This is a genomic window from Methylosinus sp. LW3, from assembly GCF_000527115.1.
Lineage (GTDB): Bacteria > Pseudomonadota > Alphaproteobacteria > Rhizobiales > Beijerinckiaceae > Methylosinus.
Map to the genome: position 1 here is coordinate 34,311 of NZ_AZUO01000004.1, position 17,607 is coordinate 51,917.

At 57.3% G+C, this 17,607-nt stretch carries 16 protein-coding genes and 5 pseudogenes; 7 read left to right on the forward strand and 14 right to left on the reverse strand.

Annotation, left to right across the window (positions count from 1 at the left end; all coding sequences use genetic code 11):
* Positions 1 to 9: 9 nt before the first annotated feature.
* The 3 genes and pseudogenes from fmdA to METLW3_RS26385 all read left to right on the forward strand — a co-directional run bounded on the left by fmdA (position 10) and on the right by METLW3_RS26385 (position 2,983).
* Positions 10 to 1,239: a formamidase gene (fmdA, locus tag METLW3_RS0123045; protein ID WP_024882100.1), complete on the forward strand. Its 1,230-nt coding sequence runs from the start codon at positions 10 to 12 to the stop codon at positions 1,237 to 1,239.
* Positions 1,240 to 1,246: 7 nt separating this feature from the next.
* A complete protein-coding gene (locus METLW3_RS0123050) occupies positions 1,247 to 1,561 on the forward strand; it encodes a zinc ribbon domain-containing protein (RefSeq protein ID WP_024882101.1) in 315 nt (104 codons plus the stop codon).
* A gap of 288 nt (positions 1,562 to 1,849) precedes the next feature.
* Positions 1,850 to 2,983 (forward strand): annotated as a pseudogene (locus tag METLW3_RS26385) (IS3 family transposase).
* A 17-nt stretch (positions 2,984 to 3,000) separates the two neighbouring features.
* On the opposite strand, the pseudogene METLW3_RS26390 reads toward METLW3_RS26385, so the two are convergent.
* Together METLW3_RS26390 and METLW3_RS0123070 are read right to left on the reverse strand one after the other, a co-directional pair.
* A pseudogene (locus METLW3_RS26390) lies at positions 3,001 to 3,272 on the reverse strand (transposase); the annotation flags it as partial.
* A gap of 80 nt (positions 3,273 to 3,352) precedes the next feature.
* A complete protein-coding gene (locus tag METLW3_RS0123070; protein WP_024882102.1) occupies positions 3,353 to 4,555 on the reverse strand; it encodes a hypothetical protein in 1,203 nt (400 codons plus the stop codon).
* 519 nt (positions 4,556 to 5,074) lie between these two features.
* Here METLW3_RS0123070 and METLW3_RS27885 point away from each other — a divergent pair.
* Together METLW3_RS27885 and METLW3_RS28570 are read left to right on the forward strand one after the other, a co-directional pair.
* Positions 5,075 to 5,257, forward strand: a pseudogene (locus METLW3_RS27885) (IS3 family transposase); the annotation flags it as partial.
* 34 nt (positions 5,258 to 5,291) lie between these two features.
* Positions 5,292 to 5,426, forward strand: a pseudogene (locus tag METLW3_RS28570) (IS256 family transposase); the annotation flags it as partial.
* 186 nt (positions 5,427 to 5,612) lie between these two features.
* Here METLW3_RS28570 and METLW3_RS27185 read toward each other — a convergent pair.
* The 6 genes and pseudogenes from METLW3_RS27185 to METLW3_RS28585 form a co-directional block, all read right to left on the reverse strand.
* Positions 5,613 to 6,512 carry a class I SAM-dependent methyltransferase gene (locus METLW3_RS27185; protein ID WP_198022881.1) on the reverse strand — a complete coding sequence of 300 codons (900 nt, stop codon included), beginning with the start codon at positions 6,510 to 6,512 and terminating at the stop codon, positions 5,613 to 5,615.
* Positions 6,513 to 6,880: 368 nt separating this feature from the next.
* Positions 6,881 to 7,072 (reverse strand): hypothetical protein, encoded by a 192-nt coding sequence (locus METLW3_RS28575; RefSeq protein WP_157516671.1) that lies wholly within the window; start codon positions 7,070 to 7,072, stop codon positions 6,881 to 6,883.
* Positions 7,073 to 7,209: 137 nt separating this feature from the next.
* Positions 7,210 to 8,343: pseudogene (locus METLW3_RS26400) on the reverse strand (IS3 family transposase).
* 138 nt (positions 8,344 to 8,481) lie between these two features.
* Positions 8,482 to 8,970, reverse strand: a complete 489-nt coding sequence (locus tag METLW3_RS28580) for a hypothetical protein (protein WP_134188303.1) — start codon at positions 8,968 to 8,970, stop codon at positions 8,482 to 8,484.
* 60 nt (positions 8,971 to 9,030) lie between these two features.
* On the reverse strand, positions 9,031 to 9,264 hold the full coding sequence (locus METLW3_RS27190; protein ID WP_024882105.1) for a transposase: 234 nt from the start codon (positions 9,262 to 9,264) through the stop codon (positions 9,031 to 9,033).
* Positions 9,265 to 9,666: 402 nt separating this feature from the next.
* Positions 9,667 to 11,115, reverse strand: coding sequence for a hypothetical protein (locus METLW3_RS28585; protein WP_157096025.1), 1,449 nt, complete (start codon positions 11,113 to 11,115; stop codon positions 9,667 to 9,669).
* A 426-nt stretch (positions 11,116 to 11,541) separates the two neighbouring features.
* On the opposite strand from METLW3_RS28585, the gene METLW3_RS0123125 reads away from it, so the two are divergent.
* Together METLW3_RS0123125 and METLW3_RS0123130 are read left to right on the forward strand one after the other, a co-directional pair.
* Positions 11,542 to 11,796 (forward strand): type II toxin-antitoxin system Phd/YefM family antitoxin, encoded by a 255-nt coding sequence (locus METLW3_RS0123125; RefSeq protein ID WP_024882107.1) that lies wholly within the window; start codon positions 11,542 to 11,544, stop codon positions 11,794 to 11,796.
* Positions 11,796 to 12,200: a type II toxin-antitoxin system VapC family toxin gene (locus tag METLW3_RS0123130; protein WP_024882108.1), complete on the forward strand. Its 405-nt coding sequence runs from the start codon at positions 11,796 to 11,798 to the stop codon at positions 12,198 to 12,200. The genes METLW3_RS0123125 and METLW3_RS0123130 overlap by 1 nt, the downstream gene beginning before the upstream one ends.
* Positions 12,201 to 12,436: 236 nt before the next feature.
* Here the strand turns inward: METLW3_RS0123130 and METLW3_RS28590 are convergent, their stop codons facing one another.
* The 6 genes from METLW3_RS28590 to METLW3_RS0123150 form a co-directional block, all read right to left on the reverse strand.
* Positions 12,437 to 13,453 carry a hypothetical protein gene (locus METLW3_RS28590; RefSeq protein ID WP_157516672.1) on the reverse strand — a complete coding sequence of 339 codons (1,017 nt, stop codon included), beginning with the start codon at positions 13,451 to 13,453 and terminating at the stop codon, positions 12,437 to 12,439.
* A 227-nt stretch (positions 13,454 to 13,680) separates the two neighbouring features.
* On the reverse strand, positions 13,681 to 14,619 hold the full coding sequence (locus METLW3_RS27890; RefSeq protein ID WP_157516673.1) for a hypothetical protein: 939 nt from the start codon (positions 14,617 to 14,619) through the stop codon (positions 13,681 to 13,683).
* Between the two features lie 148 nt (positions 14,620 to 14,767).
* Positions 14,768 to 15,469: a methyltransferase domain-containing protein gene (locus tag METLW3_RS0123135; RefSeq protein ID WP_198022882.1), complete on the reverse strand. Its 702-nt coding sequence runs from the start codon at positions 15,467 to 15,469 to the stop codon at positions 14,768 to 14,770.
* Positions 15,470 to 15,666: 197 nt separating this feature from the next.
* Entirely contained in the window at positions 15,667 to 16,845 is a 1,179-nt protein-coding gene (locus METLW3_RS0123140; RefSeq protein WP_024882110.1) for a glycosyltransferase family 1 protein, read from the reverse strand.
* The gene (locus tag METLW3_RS0123145; RefSeq protein WP_024882111.1) at positions 16,832 to 17,134 is read right to left on the reverse strand and encodes a hypothetical protein; all 303 of its coding nucleotides are present in this window, start codon (positions 17,132 to 17,134) and stop codon (positions 16,832 to 16,834) included. Before METLW3_RS0123145 ends, METLW3_RS0123140 begins: the two co-directional genes overlap by 14 nt.
* Before the next feature lie 152 nt (positions 17,135 to 17,286).
* Entirely contained in the window at positions 17,287 to 17,556 is a 270-nt protein-coding gene (locus METLW3_RS0123150; RefSeq protein ID WP_134188308.1) for a hypothetical protein, read from the reverse strand.
* Positions 17,557 to 17,607: the final 51 nt, after the last annotated feature.

Here is a 17,607-nt window from a genome sequence, read left to right on the forward strand (position 1 = left end):
GAGAGAACAATGGCCGAAACATTGATCAAGGTCGATCTGACCCAATCCGCATTCGAAAACGATATGGTGCACAATCGCTGGCACCCGGACATACCGATCGTCGCCTGGGTGAAGCCGGGCGACGACTTCATCATCGAGACCTATGACTGGACCGGCGGCTTCATCAAGAACAACGACGACGCCTCGGACGTGCGTGACATCGATCTATCGATCGTGCATTTCCTGTCGGGACCGATCGGCGTCAAAGGCGCGGAGCCCGGCGATCTCCTCGTCGTCGATCTGCTCGACATCGGCGCGAAGCCGGAGAGCCAATGGGGCTTCAACGGCTTCTTCTCCAAGCAGAACGGCGGCGGCTTTCTGACAGAGCAGTTTCCGCTCGCACAGAAATCGATCTGGGATTTCGAGGGACTGTTCACCAAATCCCGTCACGTGCCGGGCGTGCGCTACGCCGGCCTCATCCATCCCGGCCTGATCGGCTGCTTGCCCGACCCTAAGCTGCTGGAGACATGGAACACGCGCGAGGAAGCGCTGATTGCGACCAATCCGACGCGCATTCCCGGGCTCGCCAATCCGCCTTTCGCGCCGACGGCGCATCTCGGCCGCCTCGAAGGCGAGGCCAAGGCGAGGGCCGCGGCGACGGCCGCGCGTACCGTGCCGCCGCGCGAGCACGGCGGCAATTGCGACATCAAGGATCTCTCGCGCGGCTCGAAAATTTACTTTCCCGTCTATGTGCCGGGCGGTGGATTGTCGATGGGCGATCTGCACTTCAGCCAGGGTGACGGCGAGATCACTTTCTGTGGCGCTATCGAGATGGCCGGCTGGCTGCATTTGAAGGTCGACGTCATCAAGGACGGAATGTCGAAATACGGAATCAAAAATCCGATCTTCAAGCCGAGCCCGATTACCCCGACCTACAATGATTATCTGATCTTCGAAGGCATTTCTGTCGACGAGCACGGCGGCCAACACTATCTGGATGTGACGGTCGCCTATCGCCAGGCCTGTCTGAACGCGATCGAATATTTGAAGAAGTTCGGCTATTCGGGCGCGCAAGCCTATTCGATCCTGGGCACGGCTCCGGTACAGGGGCATGTCTCGGGCGTCGTCGACGTGCCGAACGCCTGCGCGACCCTGTGGCTGCCGACCCAAATCTTCGACTTCGATATCTCGCCGTCGGCGGCGGGTCCGATCAAATATCTCGACGGCTCGGTCCAGATGCCGATCGTTCCCGACAAATGAGGCGGTCATGCCGATCTATGAATATCTCTGCGACGCCTGTGGACCGTTCACGACAATGCGCCCGATGGCGGATTATCTCGAGCCTTGCGACTGTCCCGATTGCGGCGCCTCGGCACCGCGTGTCGTGCTGACGGCGCCGCGCACGTCGCTGATGAGCTCGGCGAGCCGAGGCGCGTTCGAGGCGAATGAGCGGAGCCGCTATGCGCCGCGGCGGTCATCGTCGCACGGAGCCGGCTGCGCCTGTTGCGGCGGGGCGTCGAAAACCTCTGGGGAGGGGGCCAAGTCTTTCCCTTCTGCGAGGCCCTGGATGATCAGCCATTAATCACGAGACTTTTTCGTAAACGAGCTGGCGCGGTCGCTCGGCGAAGCCGTGGCGACAACGCCAGCTTTCGGCGATGTCACGTCAAATGGATGCGGGGCGGCGTGAGGCCGAGGCGCTTTGTCGCAAATTTTGTTTTTTGGACGCGGGCGTGTGAGAGTGACGCGGCTCACTCCGCGAGCGCATAGAACTGCTGGGCTGGAAGCAATTCGCCCCTGGTCTGCAACTGACCTGCCCCTGAAAAACTCCACCAGCATCGATTAGAGTCCGGCCGATTGCAGGACGGACACGATGAAGAAGAAACGGTTCACGGAAGAGCAGATCATCGGGATTTTGCGGGAGCAGGAAGCCGGCGCGAAGGCGGCGGACCTCGCGCGCAAATACGCGGTTTCGGAGACGACGCTCTACAATTGGAAGAGCCAAATTCGGCGGGATGGACGTTTCCGAGGCCAAGCGGCTGAAGGCGCTGGAGGAGGAAAACGCGCGTCTGAAGAAGCTCTTGGCCGATCAGATGCTCGATGCGGCGGCGCTTCGCGAGCTCCTGGCAAAAAAATGGTAGGGCCCGCCGTCAAGCGCGAAGCCGTCGCGCACCTTCAGGCCGTCATGGGCCTGTCGGAACGTCGGGCCTGCCGGATCGACGCGATCGATCGCAAGACGGCGCGCTACACGTCGACGCGCCCGGCCGACGCCGAGCTTCGCGCCGAGCTGCGCGATCTCGCCAATGCGCGTCGGCGCTTCGGCTACCGGCGGCTGTTCGTCTTGCTTCGTCAGCGGGGCGAGCGCTCGGGTAAGAACCGCATCTATCGGCTCTACCGCGAGGAAGGGCTGACGGTGAGGAAGCGCCGCGCGCGCCGCCGCGCCGTGGGAACACGGGCGCGATTATCGTCGAGGCGAAGCCGAATGCCCGATGGTCTCTCGACTTCGTGCGTGACGCGAGAATGCCTGGCGGCGATCCTGGACACGTCGATCTCCGGAAAGCGGGTTGCGCGCGAGCTGTCGGCGCTGATCGAAAGGCGCGGCAAGCCTGGCATGATCGTTTCCGACAATGGGACGGAGTTCACCTCGAACGCCGTCCTGTCCTGGTCGGAGGCGAACAAAATCGAATGGCATTTCATCATGCCGGGGAAGCCGATGCAGAACGGCTTCTGCGAGAGCTTCAACGGCTGCATGCGGGACGAGCTGCTCAACGAGACGCTGTTCTTCGGCCTCGACCATGCGAGAGAGAAAGTTCGCTCTTGGGTTCACGATTATAACCACCGGGGCCCGCACTCTTCCCTCGGCTATGCGACGCCAGCGGACTATGCAGCCGCGCTCACCGCAACAGGCGATCGGCTGCGCAATCCGGACCAGCTCCGCTGATCGCCTGTTGCTCACCCCACGCCTGCGGGCGTATCAACCGCCGGGACTCAAATCGCCGCTGGATGAAACTTCGGGGCACATCAATCGAGCGTTCCGTCGTAGGTCCAAAGATCGAAATAGCCGTAGACCGTGCTCTTGAGCGGCAAATCCTTCGGGACGCGCGCCACTGGCCGCCGGTCGAGAGCACAAACATCAAGCCATTCACGACCGCGCGCATCTCGATTGTGCGCTTCCCGCCACCGCGTTTCGCAGGCGGGATCGGCGGCTCGACAAACGCCCATTCCGCGTCCGTCATGTCGCTCGGGTAGCGCAATTTGCTACGATCGTATCGTGCGCGGTTTTCATTCGTCCACATCGGCGGTCTCCGCGAGAATCAGACCGCCTCTATTGAATCACAAGCGATTCATCCGATTCACCTTGTCTTCGGACCGACACTCAGAGGCGCCCAATGAACGTGAATGTTCTTGAAGCGGGGGCGATTGGCCGACCGAGGGACCGCTTGTCCCATAAATGCATAAGGAACAATGGGCCGAAAGTAAACAGCCCGTCCGCCAGAATCTGGAAGAAATATCCCCGTGTCTGCATGTAGAAGCCGAAGAATACCGGCACGAGCGCGCACCCGGCGATGCGGGCTTCTCGTCCCAGGTGGTTGAGGCGACGGACGAGATGGATGGCGAGACAGAAATACAAAAATGCCAATATGGGCAGTCCAACCCAGCCGAACTGCAGCAACATTTCCACATGCTGCGGCGCGGAGACGCCGGCCTGTTCGACACCCTCGGTGCTGAATCCGCCCAAATAGTGGGCTAGATAATCCGGCCCAGGCTTGTCCTTCCAGATGAAGCTCGGAATGAGACGCGCCATTCCCACGATCCACGGCTTGCCGAAAATGAGCTCGGGCAACGGGTTGGAGGCGGTAAATGAAAACGCATAAAGCGACCCGACCTCTCCGCCAAACGAAAACAGGATGTCCGTCCAGGTCATGCCATCGAGCTTAGCGAGGTCGACGCCTTGGCCGTAGGTCCTGGCCTGGCCCATGGCGTTGCCGCCGAGGATCCCGACAATTGTCCCGACGACAATGTAACTCACCCTGATCTTGATACGGCGCATGAGCAGGAAGCTCGCGGCCACGGTGTAGCCCATGAAAATCAACCGGGTCCGGAAACCCGTTGTCAGCAGTATCAGGCATACGACTACCAGGACTACAAGTGACCGCGCGTTGAAATTCTCCCGAATAAGAACGACGAGTGTGAGCGGTAACAGCATCGTGAAGGACATATTGAGAAAGGAAAAATCGCTCACATCCGCCGTGATGGACGCCGAATAATTCTCGTCCGCCATGAGGTTGAGGCGCCCCAAGGCCACGGTGACTGCAATCCCTGCAGCTGCCGACGCTGCGAGAAACCAGAAAACCGCATCACTCGACCGACGCTCGACCAACCGAGGCCGCGCCGGATCGACGGCTAGGTCGCGGCGTCCAGCTACGCAGGCAGCGTAAGCTCCCAACGCATACAATAGGACTGCGAAATGCGGCCATTCAAGCGTTGTGAGAACCATCCCGAAGTGGGCTTCGTTGTTGCCCGAGAGTGAGATAGCGGGCATGACGAAGAAATAGGTAATGGCGGTCAGCGCCATCATGCTCGGTAGGCACATTGCTCCTAGTACGAACCTTCCCGCGGAAACGACAAAGATTGCTATGAGCAGGACGACCGTCACGATGCCTATTCCTGATGTAACGAGTCCCATACCTACCTCCCACGACTGCCGCACGAGCGGGACCGTCTATCGGCTCCGAGCTGTTCCTTGGCGACGATGACGAGGCGCTCCCTCGGCCTCGTCACTGTAGCGGCCGCCGTGGCTGGCGCTACTCTCCGGAACGATACGCTAACGCGGATGACACAGGGTTCACATCGATCTAGTGTCCGTCTTTGCCACGCTGCCGCAGTATGGTTGAGTAAGCACTCCGCCCACGGAGGATCGAAAGGCGTACCTTCGGCACGGGGAGTGACATAGCGCTTGGAGTGTCGACAAATCTATCCGTTCGTATCCATAGGGCTCCCTGGGGTTCCGGTGCAAACGGCGTGACCGGGACATAATCCGGCTCTGTCGCGAATTTTTCTCACGGGTCGGTTGGGGCTATGATCGCGGGGCTGGGGCAAGGCCGAGCTGATCTGGCGAAAGGGGCCGTGGCGAAGCTTCGAGGCGGTCGAGTTCGCCACGCTCGAATGGATCGACTGGTTCAACAACCGCAGACTGCTCGAGCCGATCGGAAACATTCCGCCGGTAGAAGCCGAAGCGCGCTACTATGCGCAACTCGAGGAGCCCGCCATCGCGGCGTGACTCAGACGAAATGGCCTCCGGCGATCCCGGCGCGGTTCATCTCGTCGGCGCGATCCTGCTCGAGACAAACGATGAATGGGCCGTGCAGCGCGGTCGCTATATGACGCTGGAAACCATCGCGTCTTTGAGCGATGATCCCATCGTCAGGCTGTCCGCTGTGACCGCCTGATCCTGCCGGCCAAAGCCGGAAATCCCAGTGTCCGCCTCGATCCAGCTACACCACGCTCTGGGACACGATCGCTGCCGCGACACTCCCCACGCTCAGCACCGCCCATAACCCCGGCGTCCGGTTCCGCCCTCGGAACGATTATGTCCCGGTCACGCCGTTTGCACCAGAACCGTTTCACGCAGGCGGCTACCTTCGGGGAACGGCCCCCCCCCTCCGAGTTTCCATCTGACCGGCGCCCTCGACGGTTTGCTCTGAGATGGCCACGCCATTCTTGACTGCTATGGCGAATATGAGGCTCGGCGGGAAAACACGCAGCAGTGGCGCCGGAATCAAAGGATCGAATTCGAACATTTCTGTGACATTGAAGCCGCGTTCAAAGAAGGCCTGGTCGAGTGCGGATGGGGTGGTCTCGAATTTCGAAACGGACAGATAGCTCCATGCTCCAGAGCCACTCCATCGGAATCGTCGATCCGCGAGGCGTTGCGCGAATCGAAGCGGAGAATTCGCATGCGGCACGGAAACGATTAAAAAGCCACCTGGTTCGATGACCCGCGCCAATTCATCCAGGCACTGATATGGCCGATCGAGATATTCGATCACGCTAAGGCATATGCAACCCGCGAAATATCCATCTGCATAGGAGAGTCGATCGAGGTCCGCCACCGTTTCGAATTGCGTCAAATCGGAAAGGCCGTATCGCTTAGCGAGGTGCCGGGCGGAGTTTATCATTGGCGTCGATGCGTCGAGACCTGTAAAATGCCTCTCTCGATCAGCCAAGAGGCGCGAGAAAAAGCCGCTGCCGCAGCCAGCATCCAGCCAACGGCCCGGCCGCGCAATCGCCGGCGCGATCTTTCGTCGAAAGAAGTCCACGCGTCGCTGGAAGCCTCCCGAAAGATATTTGTCGTCCCAGGCATCAGCGAGATCGTCGTGGAAGCTCACCGCATTCATAAGTTCGCTTTCGTCGCGATCGCTCAAATGCGCTCCGTGTTCGGCGCTCTGGGTAAGATTTGACACGCTGCGAACTTTCGACAGATAGTACGAGATCATCTCTCTTATACGCGACTTTGTCGGATGTTTCATTTGCATCGCGCGTCTTCCATCTCTACCATATTCTCGTGCAAATATTTCATGAAGCGCGAGAAACGGCGCCAGTATCGGCTGGGTTATCCACCGAGCCGGCATTCCAGATAGCGAGGGCGCAGCTCTCGTTGATGCCGAGACTTCCGAGTCTGAACTTGCCTTTCGGGATCCTGTGCAGGAGCGCAACTCCGGCGATGGTGATCGAAGCGGTTCGGATCCGTTTCAATCGGGGCGCGCCAATTTCGTCTTTCTGATGGAAGGCGACAGCGTAACGCTCCTTCTGGGAGCGTCTGTTGCACACTAACCCCTTATCAGCCCGGTGACAGCGAGCATGGCCAGTACGCCGTTGAATTCGGCGATGACGACAATGGCGATCACGACGTCCGTTTGAAGACGAACAGCTTGGCCTTTTTGGCGAGGTCGATGAGTTCCTTCGACGATCCGCAGCCAGTCAGGGCGCGCATCAGCACGCCGAGGTTGAAGCCTGCGACCTGGATCAGGTTGCGTTTGGCGATATTTTCGCGCCCTTGCAGCCATGTGCAGCGCATACCGCCGCGATCGAGCACATGGGCGAAGCTGCGTTCGACCAGTTCGCGGCGCTTGCCGCATAGCGGCGCGGCCGACGCTGGATTTCAGCCGCGCGCGATTGGCGTAGACGGCGTCGCGCGCCGCTTCGTCGTCCCACTGACGTGCCCCCGAAGTTTCATCCAGCGGCGATTTGAGTCCCGGCGGTTGATACGCCCGCAGGCGTGGGGTGAGCAACAGGCGATCAGCGGAGCTGGTCCGGATTGCGCAGCCGATCGCCTGTTGCGGTGAGCGCGGCTGCATAGTCCGCTGGCGTCGCATAGCCGAGGGAAGAGTGCGGGCCCCGGTGGTTATAATCGTGAACCCAAGAGCGAACTTTCTCTCTCGCATGGTCGAGGCCGAAGAACAGCGTCTCGTTGAGCAGCTCGTCCCGCATGCAGCCGTTGAAGCTCTCGCAGAAGCCGTTCTGCATCGGCTTCCCCGGCATGATGAAATGCCATTCGATTTTGTTCGCCTCCGACCAGGACAGGACGGCGTTCGAGGTGAACTCCGTCCCATTGTCGGAAACGATCATGCCAGGCTTGCCGCGCCTTTCGATCAGCGCCGACAGCTCGCGCGCAACCCGCTTTCCGGAGATCGACGTGTCCAGGATCGCCGCCAGGCATTCTCGCGTCACGCACGAAGTCGAGAGACCATCGGGCATTCGGCTTCGCCTCGACGATAATCGCGCCCGTGTTCCCACGGCGCGGCGGCGCGCGCGGCGCTTCCTCACCGTCAGCCCTTCCTCGCGGTAGAGCCGATAGATGCGGTTCTTACCCGAGCGCTCGCCCCGCTGACGAAGCAAGACGAACAGCCGCCGGTAGCCGAAGCGCCGACGCGCATTGGCGAGATCGCGCAGCTCGGCGCGAAGCTCGGCGTCGGCCGGGCGCGTCGACGTGTAGCGCGCCGTCTTGCGATCGATCGCGTCGATCCGGCAGGCCCGACGTTCCGACAGGCCCATGACGGCCTGAAGGTGCGCGACGGCTTCGCGCTTGACGGCGGGCCCTACCATTTTTTTGCCAGGAGCTCGCGAAGCGCCGCCGCATCGAGCATCTGATCGGCCAAGAGCTTCTTCAGACGCGCGTTTTCCTCCTCCAGCGCCTTCAGCCGCTTGGCCTCGGAAACGTCCATCCCGCCGAATTTGGCTCTTCCAATTGTAGAGCGTCGTCTCCGAAACCGCGTATTTGCGCGCGAGGTCCGCCGCCTTCGCGCCGGCTTCCTGCTCCCGCAAAATCCCGATGATCTGCTCTTCCGTGAACCGTTTCTTCTTCATCGTGTCCGTCCTGCAATCGGCCGGACTCTAATCGATGCTGGTGGAGTTTTTCAGGGGCGCGTTACCACCGGCGCAAATAGCCCTTCGCCGGCGAAGACTCGGCGATTCGGCTCTTCCACTCGCCGTCGTCGAGAGCTTTCAAAACCTCGCGCGAATGATAGCCAAGTCCGCGATGATTTCGCAGGATCGTCCTACGTCGACACGAGGCCGACAGCCGAAAGATTGTTCTTCGCCGTCTTCAGCGTTTCGCCGAGCGTCGTCGTATCGCCCTCGTCGGCTTCTTAGATCGGCGCAGCGACGATGACGCCCGTTTCGAGATCGACCGCGTGTTCCGGCTTGTAGGCGAGATGCGTCGTCCCGTCCTTCATCCTGGCGATCTTCGCCGCAGCGTCCGTCTTGTTCGTCCAGTCCTCGTTCGACAGCTTCTCTCCTTTGCTCTTGCGGGTCGAGTCGAACGAGGACGTCGATAATCGGCGTCTCGACGCCGCTTTCCTTCGCCATGCACTCGAGCATCGCACGATAGGTCTCGCCATTGTCGCGCCGCACGATGCTGCGCAACGCCGCGTTTGAGTCGGCGACGCCGATGCGCTTACTCTTGACAAGACCCTGCTCGGCGACAAGCTTCAAGACAACGCCGAAAACCTTCTCGTGGACTTCGTGCTGGAGACGCGAGTGCGTCTTCGACAGTCAGAAGTGATCGGGAATTTTGTCCCGTGTCGAAAGCCGCAGGAAATCGCGCAGCGAAAAGGAATTGGCGCAGCGCCACACGATGCCCCGTTCGCTGTCGCGCCTTTCGAAATAGCCGACCATGCGCATACGGAAATACCGGCCCGGTGGCAACGACGGCGCGCCTATCCGCGCTGCGTAATAGGGCTTGCATGCGTCCACGACGAAGGCATCGAAATCGGCGTCGAGCAGCACCTTTTTGAAGCTTGTCGTAAAATGCGTGCCCCAGAGAACGCGGCAGATCGATCCATGTCACGATCAAATCGCCCTGCGCCCCCGTCTCTCGCTGCATCGCCGTCACGATAGCCGCATTCGTCTCTCTTCAACGAACAGAATCAGGTGAGCCTCACTTCGTCAACGGGCTAATATGCCGTCTGCCTCTCGCCGCGACATCACCCACTTTCGTCGATAGCTCCCGTCTTTCGTCGTTTGCGCCAGAGTCTCCCAGCGGGGTCGCCCCCGACGTCCAGTCGAGGAAGGCAAGAGGCGAGAACGGAAGATCGCCTCCCTGCGGCCCTAGCTGCGACTGTCAGAGGCCACCCTTGAAATCGATCATCGCGTTGTTCCACCTGCTCGGCTGAAGCCGAGTATCGCCGATCACTCCGTCAAAGCGGGGCTCTTGTTTGAGCCCTGCCCGACCAAGCGTGTTTGCACCTCTGAAAAATCGCGGAAAAGGCTGATGATCCTCCAAATGCCGGGCGCAATGACGGCGATTGAATATCCAATACTGGTCGCTATGACCGCGCCAGCGCTGCCAATCTTCGGAATGAGAATAATCGCTAGAGGCAGATTGATGACCACCATCCCAAGCTGGCCGAACAGCACCATGCGGTGGATCGTCGCCATGTAGAAAAAACCAGTGAACCCATGCGCGACCGCTGAGACGGCCCCGTAAACCGCCATGCTGGTGACCAGCAAAGGCGACGGATCGATTGCTTCTCCCATCCAGGCGGCAAGAATTTTATCCAACACAGCAACGATGACGCATGACACAAACGCGTTAAACGTTATTATAATAATATTTGAGATTATAAAATGGCGGCGCACCCAACGAAAATCTCCTCTCGCGAAAGCCTCGCCATAAGCTGGCATTTGGGCAAGCAAATACATATCTGTCACCAATGAAGGAGCAGTTAGTATTTTCTGAACTATATAGTAGTCTGTTACGGATTCAATGTTTAGCAGATGCGCTACAAGTATTTGATCAGATTGAACTGCGAGGGCCTGTAGCGATATAAATGTTAGATAAATCGATCCTGAAACGTATAGGCGTTGGCACACACGCCATTCGACAAATTTCCAATGCGGACGGATATCAATCCCATCATTATTGAAAAAATATAGTGAGGCAACACTATTTATGATAGGACGAATCCCTAGTGTTGCAAATACAACTATTACCATACTTGACTGCGTATATATAGAGATAACCTGCGCGCATATTGTTAATATAGTAGATATAAATTCCCACTGTTTTGCGACGTCGCCTTGTTGAAGCGCCGTGCGAGCCTGAATTGCAACTGCTGTTGGAAATGACATTGCCCCTAGATATAGAATTACATTTGCAACATCGCGCGCTTCCATTTGAAGTTGTGGGCTTGATATATTCAACGCCCAGCCAAAATCGATATGCGGACTTGCATAAAGTGCAATAAGTGCAATAATACAACTTGCGCTAGAAGCGGCGGCGTATGTCGTGGAAAGAAGTTTTCGGACTCCGATTCTGTCATCTGCGCCGTGGGCGTGAGCGATTAGCGCCGTAGCACCGGCGGTAACCCCGCCGTCGGCAAGAGAGAACCAAATCATTAGAGAACTGAGAGTGGCCCAAACACCGTAACGATCGGGTCCGAGATAACTTACCATGAACGGTAGGATGAAAAAATTTGCTAGGGTTCCAGTTCCCCGGGTGAAAATCGACATCAGCGTGTATCTAAGCATGCGAAAGCCGCGTGTATCTCTGGAACGCACCGCTTTCAATACCTCAATAATGCGTTTCATCGAACCTCGAAGAGTTTCTGTCAAGCGATCTTGGTAAATCCCGACCATGACTTGGTCCCTGATCAGCTTCCGTTGGGGCGCAAATTTTTTGGGTGTGTCGCGCATGTGAGAATGTGACTGCTCACGCTGCGAGGACATAGATCAGCTGTAATGAACGCGATCAGAGGCGACCTCGGAAATTCGGACAGTGGCTTGATTGGATTTTCTGCCTGACAGCGGCGAGGATTCTCGCTGCGAATCAGGAGCCTTCGATGACGAAGAAGAGCCGCCAGACGCATTGGATCACCTCTCATTCGAAATTGCTGCCCTCGAAATTGACTGTTTCTCTATTCGTCCTCCGCCTCCGCCTTCGATCATGGCCCATATAGTCTCCCGATCAGATATTGTGACCAACGTCGATCCGGGCTCCGAGAGAGTGTTGACATTTCAGAACTTCCGGCTATATGGCTAGACAGCCTAGCTAGGAGCGAGCTCGTGGAATGGTCGCTGCAGGACGCTAAGAACCAGTTCTCCAAGGTAGTGCAGAAGGCGCGCGAGGAAGGCCCGCAGACCGTCACTTTGCGCGGTGAACGCGCGGTCGTCGTGCTGTCGGCGCGCGACTATGATGCGTTGCGCCCCGGCAGGCCGTCGTTTGTCGACGACCTGTTCACTGGCCCGAGCTGGGACGGCGAGTTCGCCGAGGCAGTCATGCAACGCGCAAAGACGCCGAGCCGTAGTCCTGCTTTCTGATGTATCTGGTCGACACAAATGTCGTTTCCGAGGCCCGGCGCGGCGCGCCACAGGCGATCTCGTGGCTACGCTCCGTCGATCCGCTCGGCGTATATCTGAGTGTCCTGACGCTTGGTGAGATCATGCGGGGGATTGCGCTGAAGCAGAAGTTGGACCCCAAAGCCGCCGGACATCTCGCCGAATGGCTACGCAAGCTGCGAAGCGACCATGCAGATCGCATCCTGCCGATCACCGACCAGATCGCCGTCGAATGGGGCCGGATCGCGGCAATTCGTCCGCGGGGCGATGTAGACGGGTTGATTGCTGCGACGGCGATCGTTCACGATCTCATCGTCGTTACCCGGAATATCGCCGACTTCAACGACACCGGGGCGACGATAATCAATCCGTGGGACCTAGCATGATCCGTCGGCCGACACTCAGCATCCCGTTCGGCTGGATAATGTTACGGTAAGCCGCTCTGGCGCAAACGGCGCGAGACTTACATGGTTGCTCGATACGAGGAGCGATATTGCCGGGATGAGCACGACTTCGCGTGTCGACGATCTTTGCAAAGGCCGGGATCTCGGCTGCAAGATCATCACTTTCTGCGTGTGTGGTCGCGGCGGCATGAGTTCAGTTTTCGTTCATGGACGAACTCTTATTGAGCAGGATCAGAGAGTAAGCTTTCAATTTGAAACTTGCAGAGTTCCATCAACTTCGCCGCGCTAGCATTCAGGCCATACGAAACAACGAAGCGATCACCCTTCCGAGCGAGCCCGGCGCAGAATTCAAGACCCCTTTTTTCAAAAAAGAAATCTCCGGATTCCGAGACGATCTCCCACGATCTATCAAAATGAATAAAGCGGTGTACATAGAATATCCCAGATACACTATTTTTCCTTGAGCGAAAGCTTCTTCGTGTCACATTAATGCGACGATGAAGCAGGCACAGCCAGCCTTCGCCGAATGGCACAAGTTGTGACGATCCATTATACACCCGCAAATGTGGCTTACCTGTGCTTTCGATGACGACCTTAGCCTCGCCTTCCAATCGCAATAGACAGAATGGGCTGACGCGATAGATCGCATTCATAACGCCATCAATATCTACGGGCATCCAATTTTTTTCTTGCGCACATTGGAACGGGGACCTGAGGAATGTCACATCCGCCAGTCGATCTCCGACGACGCGCGCCCTTGTCATTGTGCAGCGCCCAGTTACTGTATTATAAGCACTTCCTGTTAAATAGACATCTCCGTCTATTTCGCTTAACCGAGCATCCTCAATGCCATTTCGCGCGGGATGCTCATCCGTTGTTGTTGTATAATCGGATAAATCACAAAGTTTTAGCCGCTCGATGACTTTTAAATCGTTATTAAGAGTTAACAGCCAGTTTTCATTGTGCAAATCCGATCCATGAAATCCGATAAACCGACCGCAACAACTTGTTATCCAATTATGTGCCCTTACAATTGCCATCCATCCTGACGCAGTAGGAATTATACTTGGGTTGTCCGCCGATAAGGATGAGGGGATTCGTAAATCAATCGATTTTACGCCAAACAGGCGTGATAAAACAATAACGTTAGGAGTTTGCGCCCGATATAGAGGGTAATCAATAATACCGACCAGGCGACTTAAAATTATTGTGTGCCAAGTTGTCTTAGAAAGCATCGCTGGTCAAGCCTCCGTTGGTCACTACTTTCACCTATAGCTGAGAGCGTTTTTCGATCCCGAGTCGCAGCGACAGACGCATTCGAAGCCATCGGGCGAACCATGAGGTAGGCGTGGCGCTGCTCGTCGCCAAATCGACGAGTTCTATGTTTGTTCTAATACGCAAAGCCTAGTTGAAAGCTCGATAATTCCGAACAAGGAGGGGCGAGAAACTGTCTCGGGTGCATTCAGTCCACGTATTGACGAACTTGCTTTTCAGCAATCACGGGGGCCGCGCCGCCGCACGAAGACCCGCCCATACTGAGCATTCGCTCAATGGTTTTTGGCGACGGGCGGTGACCCTGTTTAAAAAGCTGATAGTTGGCCGGGACGAAAATATCGTCAATATTTTTTGGAGCCTCTGGGAAATACGATAGATATTCATCCCGAACAAAAAATGCGTTAGCCCCCGTCGCCGCATTGCAACATAATAATGTATAAGAGAAACACGATAACAGATCTGATAGCAGTTGTAAAGATGCGCCTGAATAGTCGCTATGGTCCCATAAATGATTTGCATCGTAATCAATAGTCCATTTAATTGGCGGAGGGAATTTTGCATTATATTCAACTATAAAAAGCTTAGGAGATACGCCACTCTCTAGTATATCATTTACAAAATAGTAATCGTTGCCATCTAAATCGATACTTATAACGTCTGCAGTAATAATCGCCAACTTTTCGAAGCCCTGCCGCATGAGTGGTATGACATTTTCCAGCGTTACAAAAGCCTTTAAGAAAGCGAATCGTTGTGGGTTCAACTTATGATTGAAGCACAAATCTTCGCCGCCGATCCAGAACCCGCGCCAACCCATCGCTAGAAGAATTAGAGTGTTATTTTCTAGTCCATCGCCTACACCAAGCTCAACAAATGTTCCATTCGCAATACCAAGACGTTTAACAATTTCGAGTGTGATTCCATCCTCGTCTGTTTGAGAGAAATACTTAGCCCCGAAGCGACTAAGTGGGTTTTTCGTTGCGCTCACTGATTGAGTCCATTGTGTTCTCACAAGATAGTCATGCAGCGTATCTTGTTTCTTATAAATTGGCGCAAGTAGCCAATCCCGGACGAGACGGAGAAATTTGAACATCTCCGTTTGCTGCATGCGATAGGCAAATTTGAACATCTCCGTCTTCCTCCATAAGCCGGCGAAGGCCCTGGTCAACGTCGGTGCCGACGTATGAACGCGGATTCACCGGAAAAACGCGCTTTCGAGAACGCTCCCACCGAAAAAACCATCTATCGGTTCACGGGAGCCGGGAGAGTTCTGGTATTCAGTCACGTCTGAGTAGAACGGTGACATTGGGGTCGAGCGCGATGGCGATTCCGTAGAGCTTGGCTAGGGTCCATTCGACACCCCGGCGCGTGGCGTAGCGCAAGCGCATTCCGATTCGCTTCAGCGCGCTGTCAGCATCGACCACCGTGAAGGGGTTTTCGGCGCGTACCATTGTCCAAGGCTTGCCGACCAGAAGCTGCATCAGCACTTGCCCGGAGAGCGCGGAGCGATGTGTCCAATCGCCGTTTTGGGTCACGCAACCAAGTGGGCTTTGGGCATTGGGGAAGCGCGCTAATACATGTCCGCCGGATTTCAGCAGCTTCGCCAAGGACTCGAACAAGACGAGAAGCTGCTCGCGCGTCAAGTGCTCCATGACGTCGAATGCGACAACGATGTCAAAATTGCCTGTGTCCTCCGTCAAGGCGTCGGACAAATCGAGCGCATAGACGCGCACGCCGCGTTCCGCTGCGCTTGCTCGCGCCTCGGCGAGCAGTTCCGTGCCGGATATTCTGGCTCCCTGGTCCGTTGCATAACGGAGGAAGCCGCCATTGCCGAATCCCAATTCGAGTATTCTCCGGCCAGACAAGTCTAGCCCTCGGAACTCACCCTTATAATAGCGCCTCTCATAGGGGCCGCAGACCATGAACTGCGAAGGATTCCACTGCTTCCATACGGAATATCCCGCATAGTCGTCCGTCATGAGTCGTCCTTGTTTTCGAGGCTGAAGGAAGTTCTGGCACCAACGTTTCATGAAGCGCGAGAAGCGGCGCCACTACCGGCTGGGCTAAGCAGCGAGCGTGGCATTCCAGATATCAAGCACATGGTTCCACCAAATTGCATCACTCGGTCTTCGGCCGTAGCGGGCGCTCGCTGATGTGCTTGGCCCATATCAGCCCGTCAGCTATACGGGCGTGCGGCGTAAGCGCTGAGGAGAGTGGCGAGCCGGTCGCAGAACCGATCCCAACGATATTCGGCGGCGCGCGCATGCCCCCGCTTGATAAGCGTGTCGCGCAGATTGGCGTCACGCCGGAGTTCCACGGCCTCGGCGAGGTCAGTCGCGGAATCGGCATCGATCATCAAGCCCGCTTCACCAATGATTTCGGGCAACGCGCCTCCCCCCCTATTCGCCACGACGGGAACGCCCGCTGCCATGGCCTCAAGTCCTGGGATGCCAAACCCCTCGTAATTCGAGAGGGAGACAAGGGCAATGGCTCCACGGATCCAGCGGCCCATCGACAGGTCGTCGATGCCGCCGTCGATGAGCATCACATTCCGCGCCGCAGAGGCGTCACTTCTAAATTCCTGCTCTACTGGACCGATCACCACGAGCCGGATCTCCGACGCCTGGATTGCGAGCTGCTCGGCAAAGCGCAATAAGTTGTGGCCGCCTTTTTTCCGGGAGATGCCGCCCACTGCAATGAAGTATTTCACTCCGCTCAAGGGCGACGCCACGTCGGGATCCATACGCGATATATCGAAGAAGTGCTGCTCGATGCCGTTGCCGAGAACCTGGACGCGTGCCCGATCGGCTCCGAACACTTCACAAATGCGGCTTTTCGAAAATTCCGACACTGTCAGGACGACCGAGGCCCGCGATACGATCCGTGACCACATTGCAAACCGCATGAGTGTTCGTGGATCGAAGCGCTTTTTGCGGCCGGGCTCGAAATGATAGACATCGTGTATCGTTACCGCCGTGTTCGCATGGCGCGCGCTGACGAGGACCTCCCGCGGGCTGTAGATCCAATCCACCTCGCCGGAGTACAAGTCGAGAGAGGGCCAGTTCAAGCTCAGGGTTGCAGCGGCATAAGCGCGTCGTGATATCGGCAAACGGCAACTCTGGACATGGGCGAGTGGTGCCATCGAAGGTGCCGATTGGTCTAGGGCCCAGTAGTCCTTTGGCACCCAGAATGTCAGGTCGACGTCTTTCCTTCTGGCAAGTTCCCCGACCATGTTGACAGCGTGCTTCCCGACCCCGGTCGCATAGCCGTGGTAGCGTTCGCTGGCGTTGAACACAGCGACGCGCAACGGTTTCGTGCGTCCGTTGACCATTCCGCGGTGCTCAAGCATCGCCATTGTCTCCCGGCTCGACACCAAGCCAAGCCTCGCCCACCTCAGTCATTTTGCCGACCCGCAGTCCGACGAGAGCACGCTCCGGTTCGCGCCGCTTCTCGTGGTCGCGCCGTAGCTCTCGGAAATTGTAGCTCTCGTCGTTGTAAACGATGATCTTACGGCCGTCCGGGGACCGCGTGGGCTGCTTGCCTGCCGGCGACATGTCGATGATGGCGAGCTGAGTATGTCTGAGCGCGATCGTCTCATCGACGAAGCTGTCCTGATTGTCCTGGCCGCGATGGGCGGCGGCCACAACCTTCGCGCTGATGCTTGCTAGAAAGCGCACATTTCGCTGTTGGTCCAGGGATTAGGTGTGTGTGGTCTATGCCGGGATGCAGCTTGCTTTATGAGCACGGGACGAGAGTTGCCTCAAGTTACCAGCGCGGTGACGAAGTCGCGGCTTGATTAATCGAGTTCCGGAGCGGCGATGACGGCGAGCATGGCCGGCGCGCTGCCGATGTCAACGATGATGACGATGCCCGTGGCGCTATCCGTCCGAATAACGAACAAAAAGACGTTTCTGGCCGCCTCGGCGCGTTCTCTTGGCGTCCCGCAACCGACGAGGGCGCGCATCAGGACGCCGAGATTGAAGCCTGCGACCTGGATCAGGTTGCGTTTGGCGATATTTTCGCGCCCTTGCAGCCATGTGCAGCGCATACCGCCGCGATCGAGCACATGGGCGAAGCTGCGTTCGACCAGTTCGCGGCGCTTGCCGCATAGCGGCGC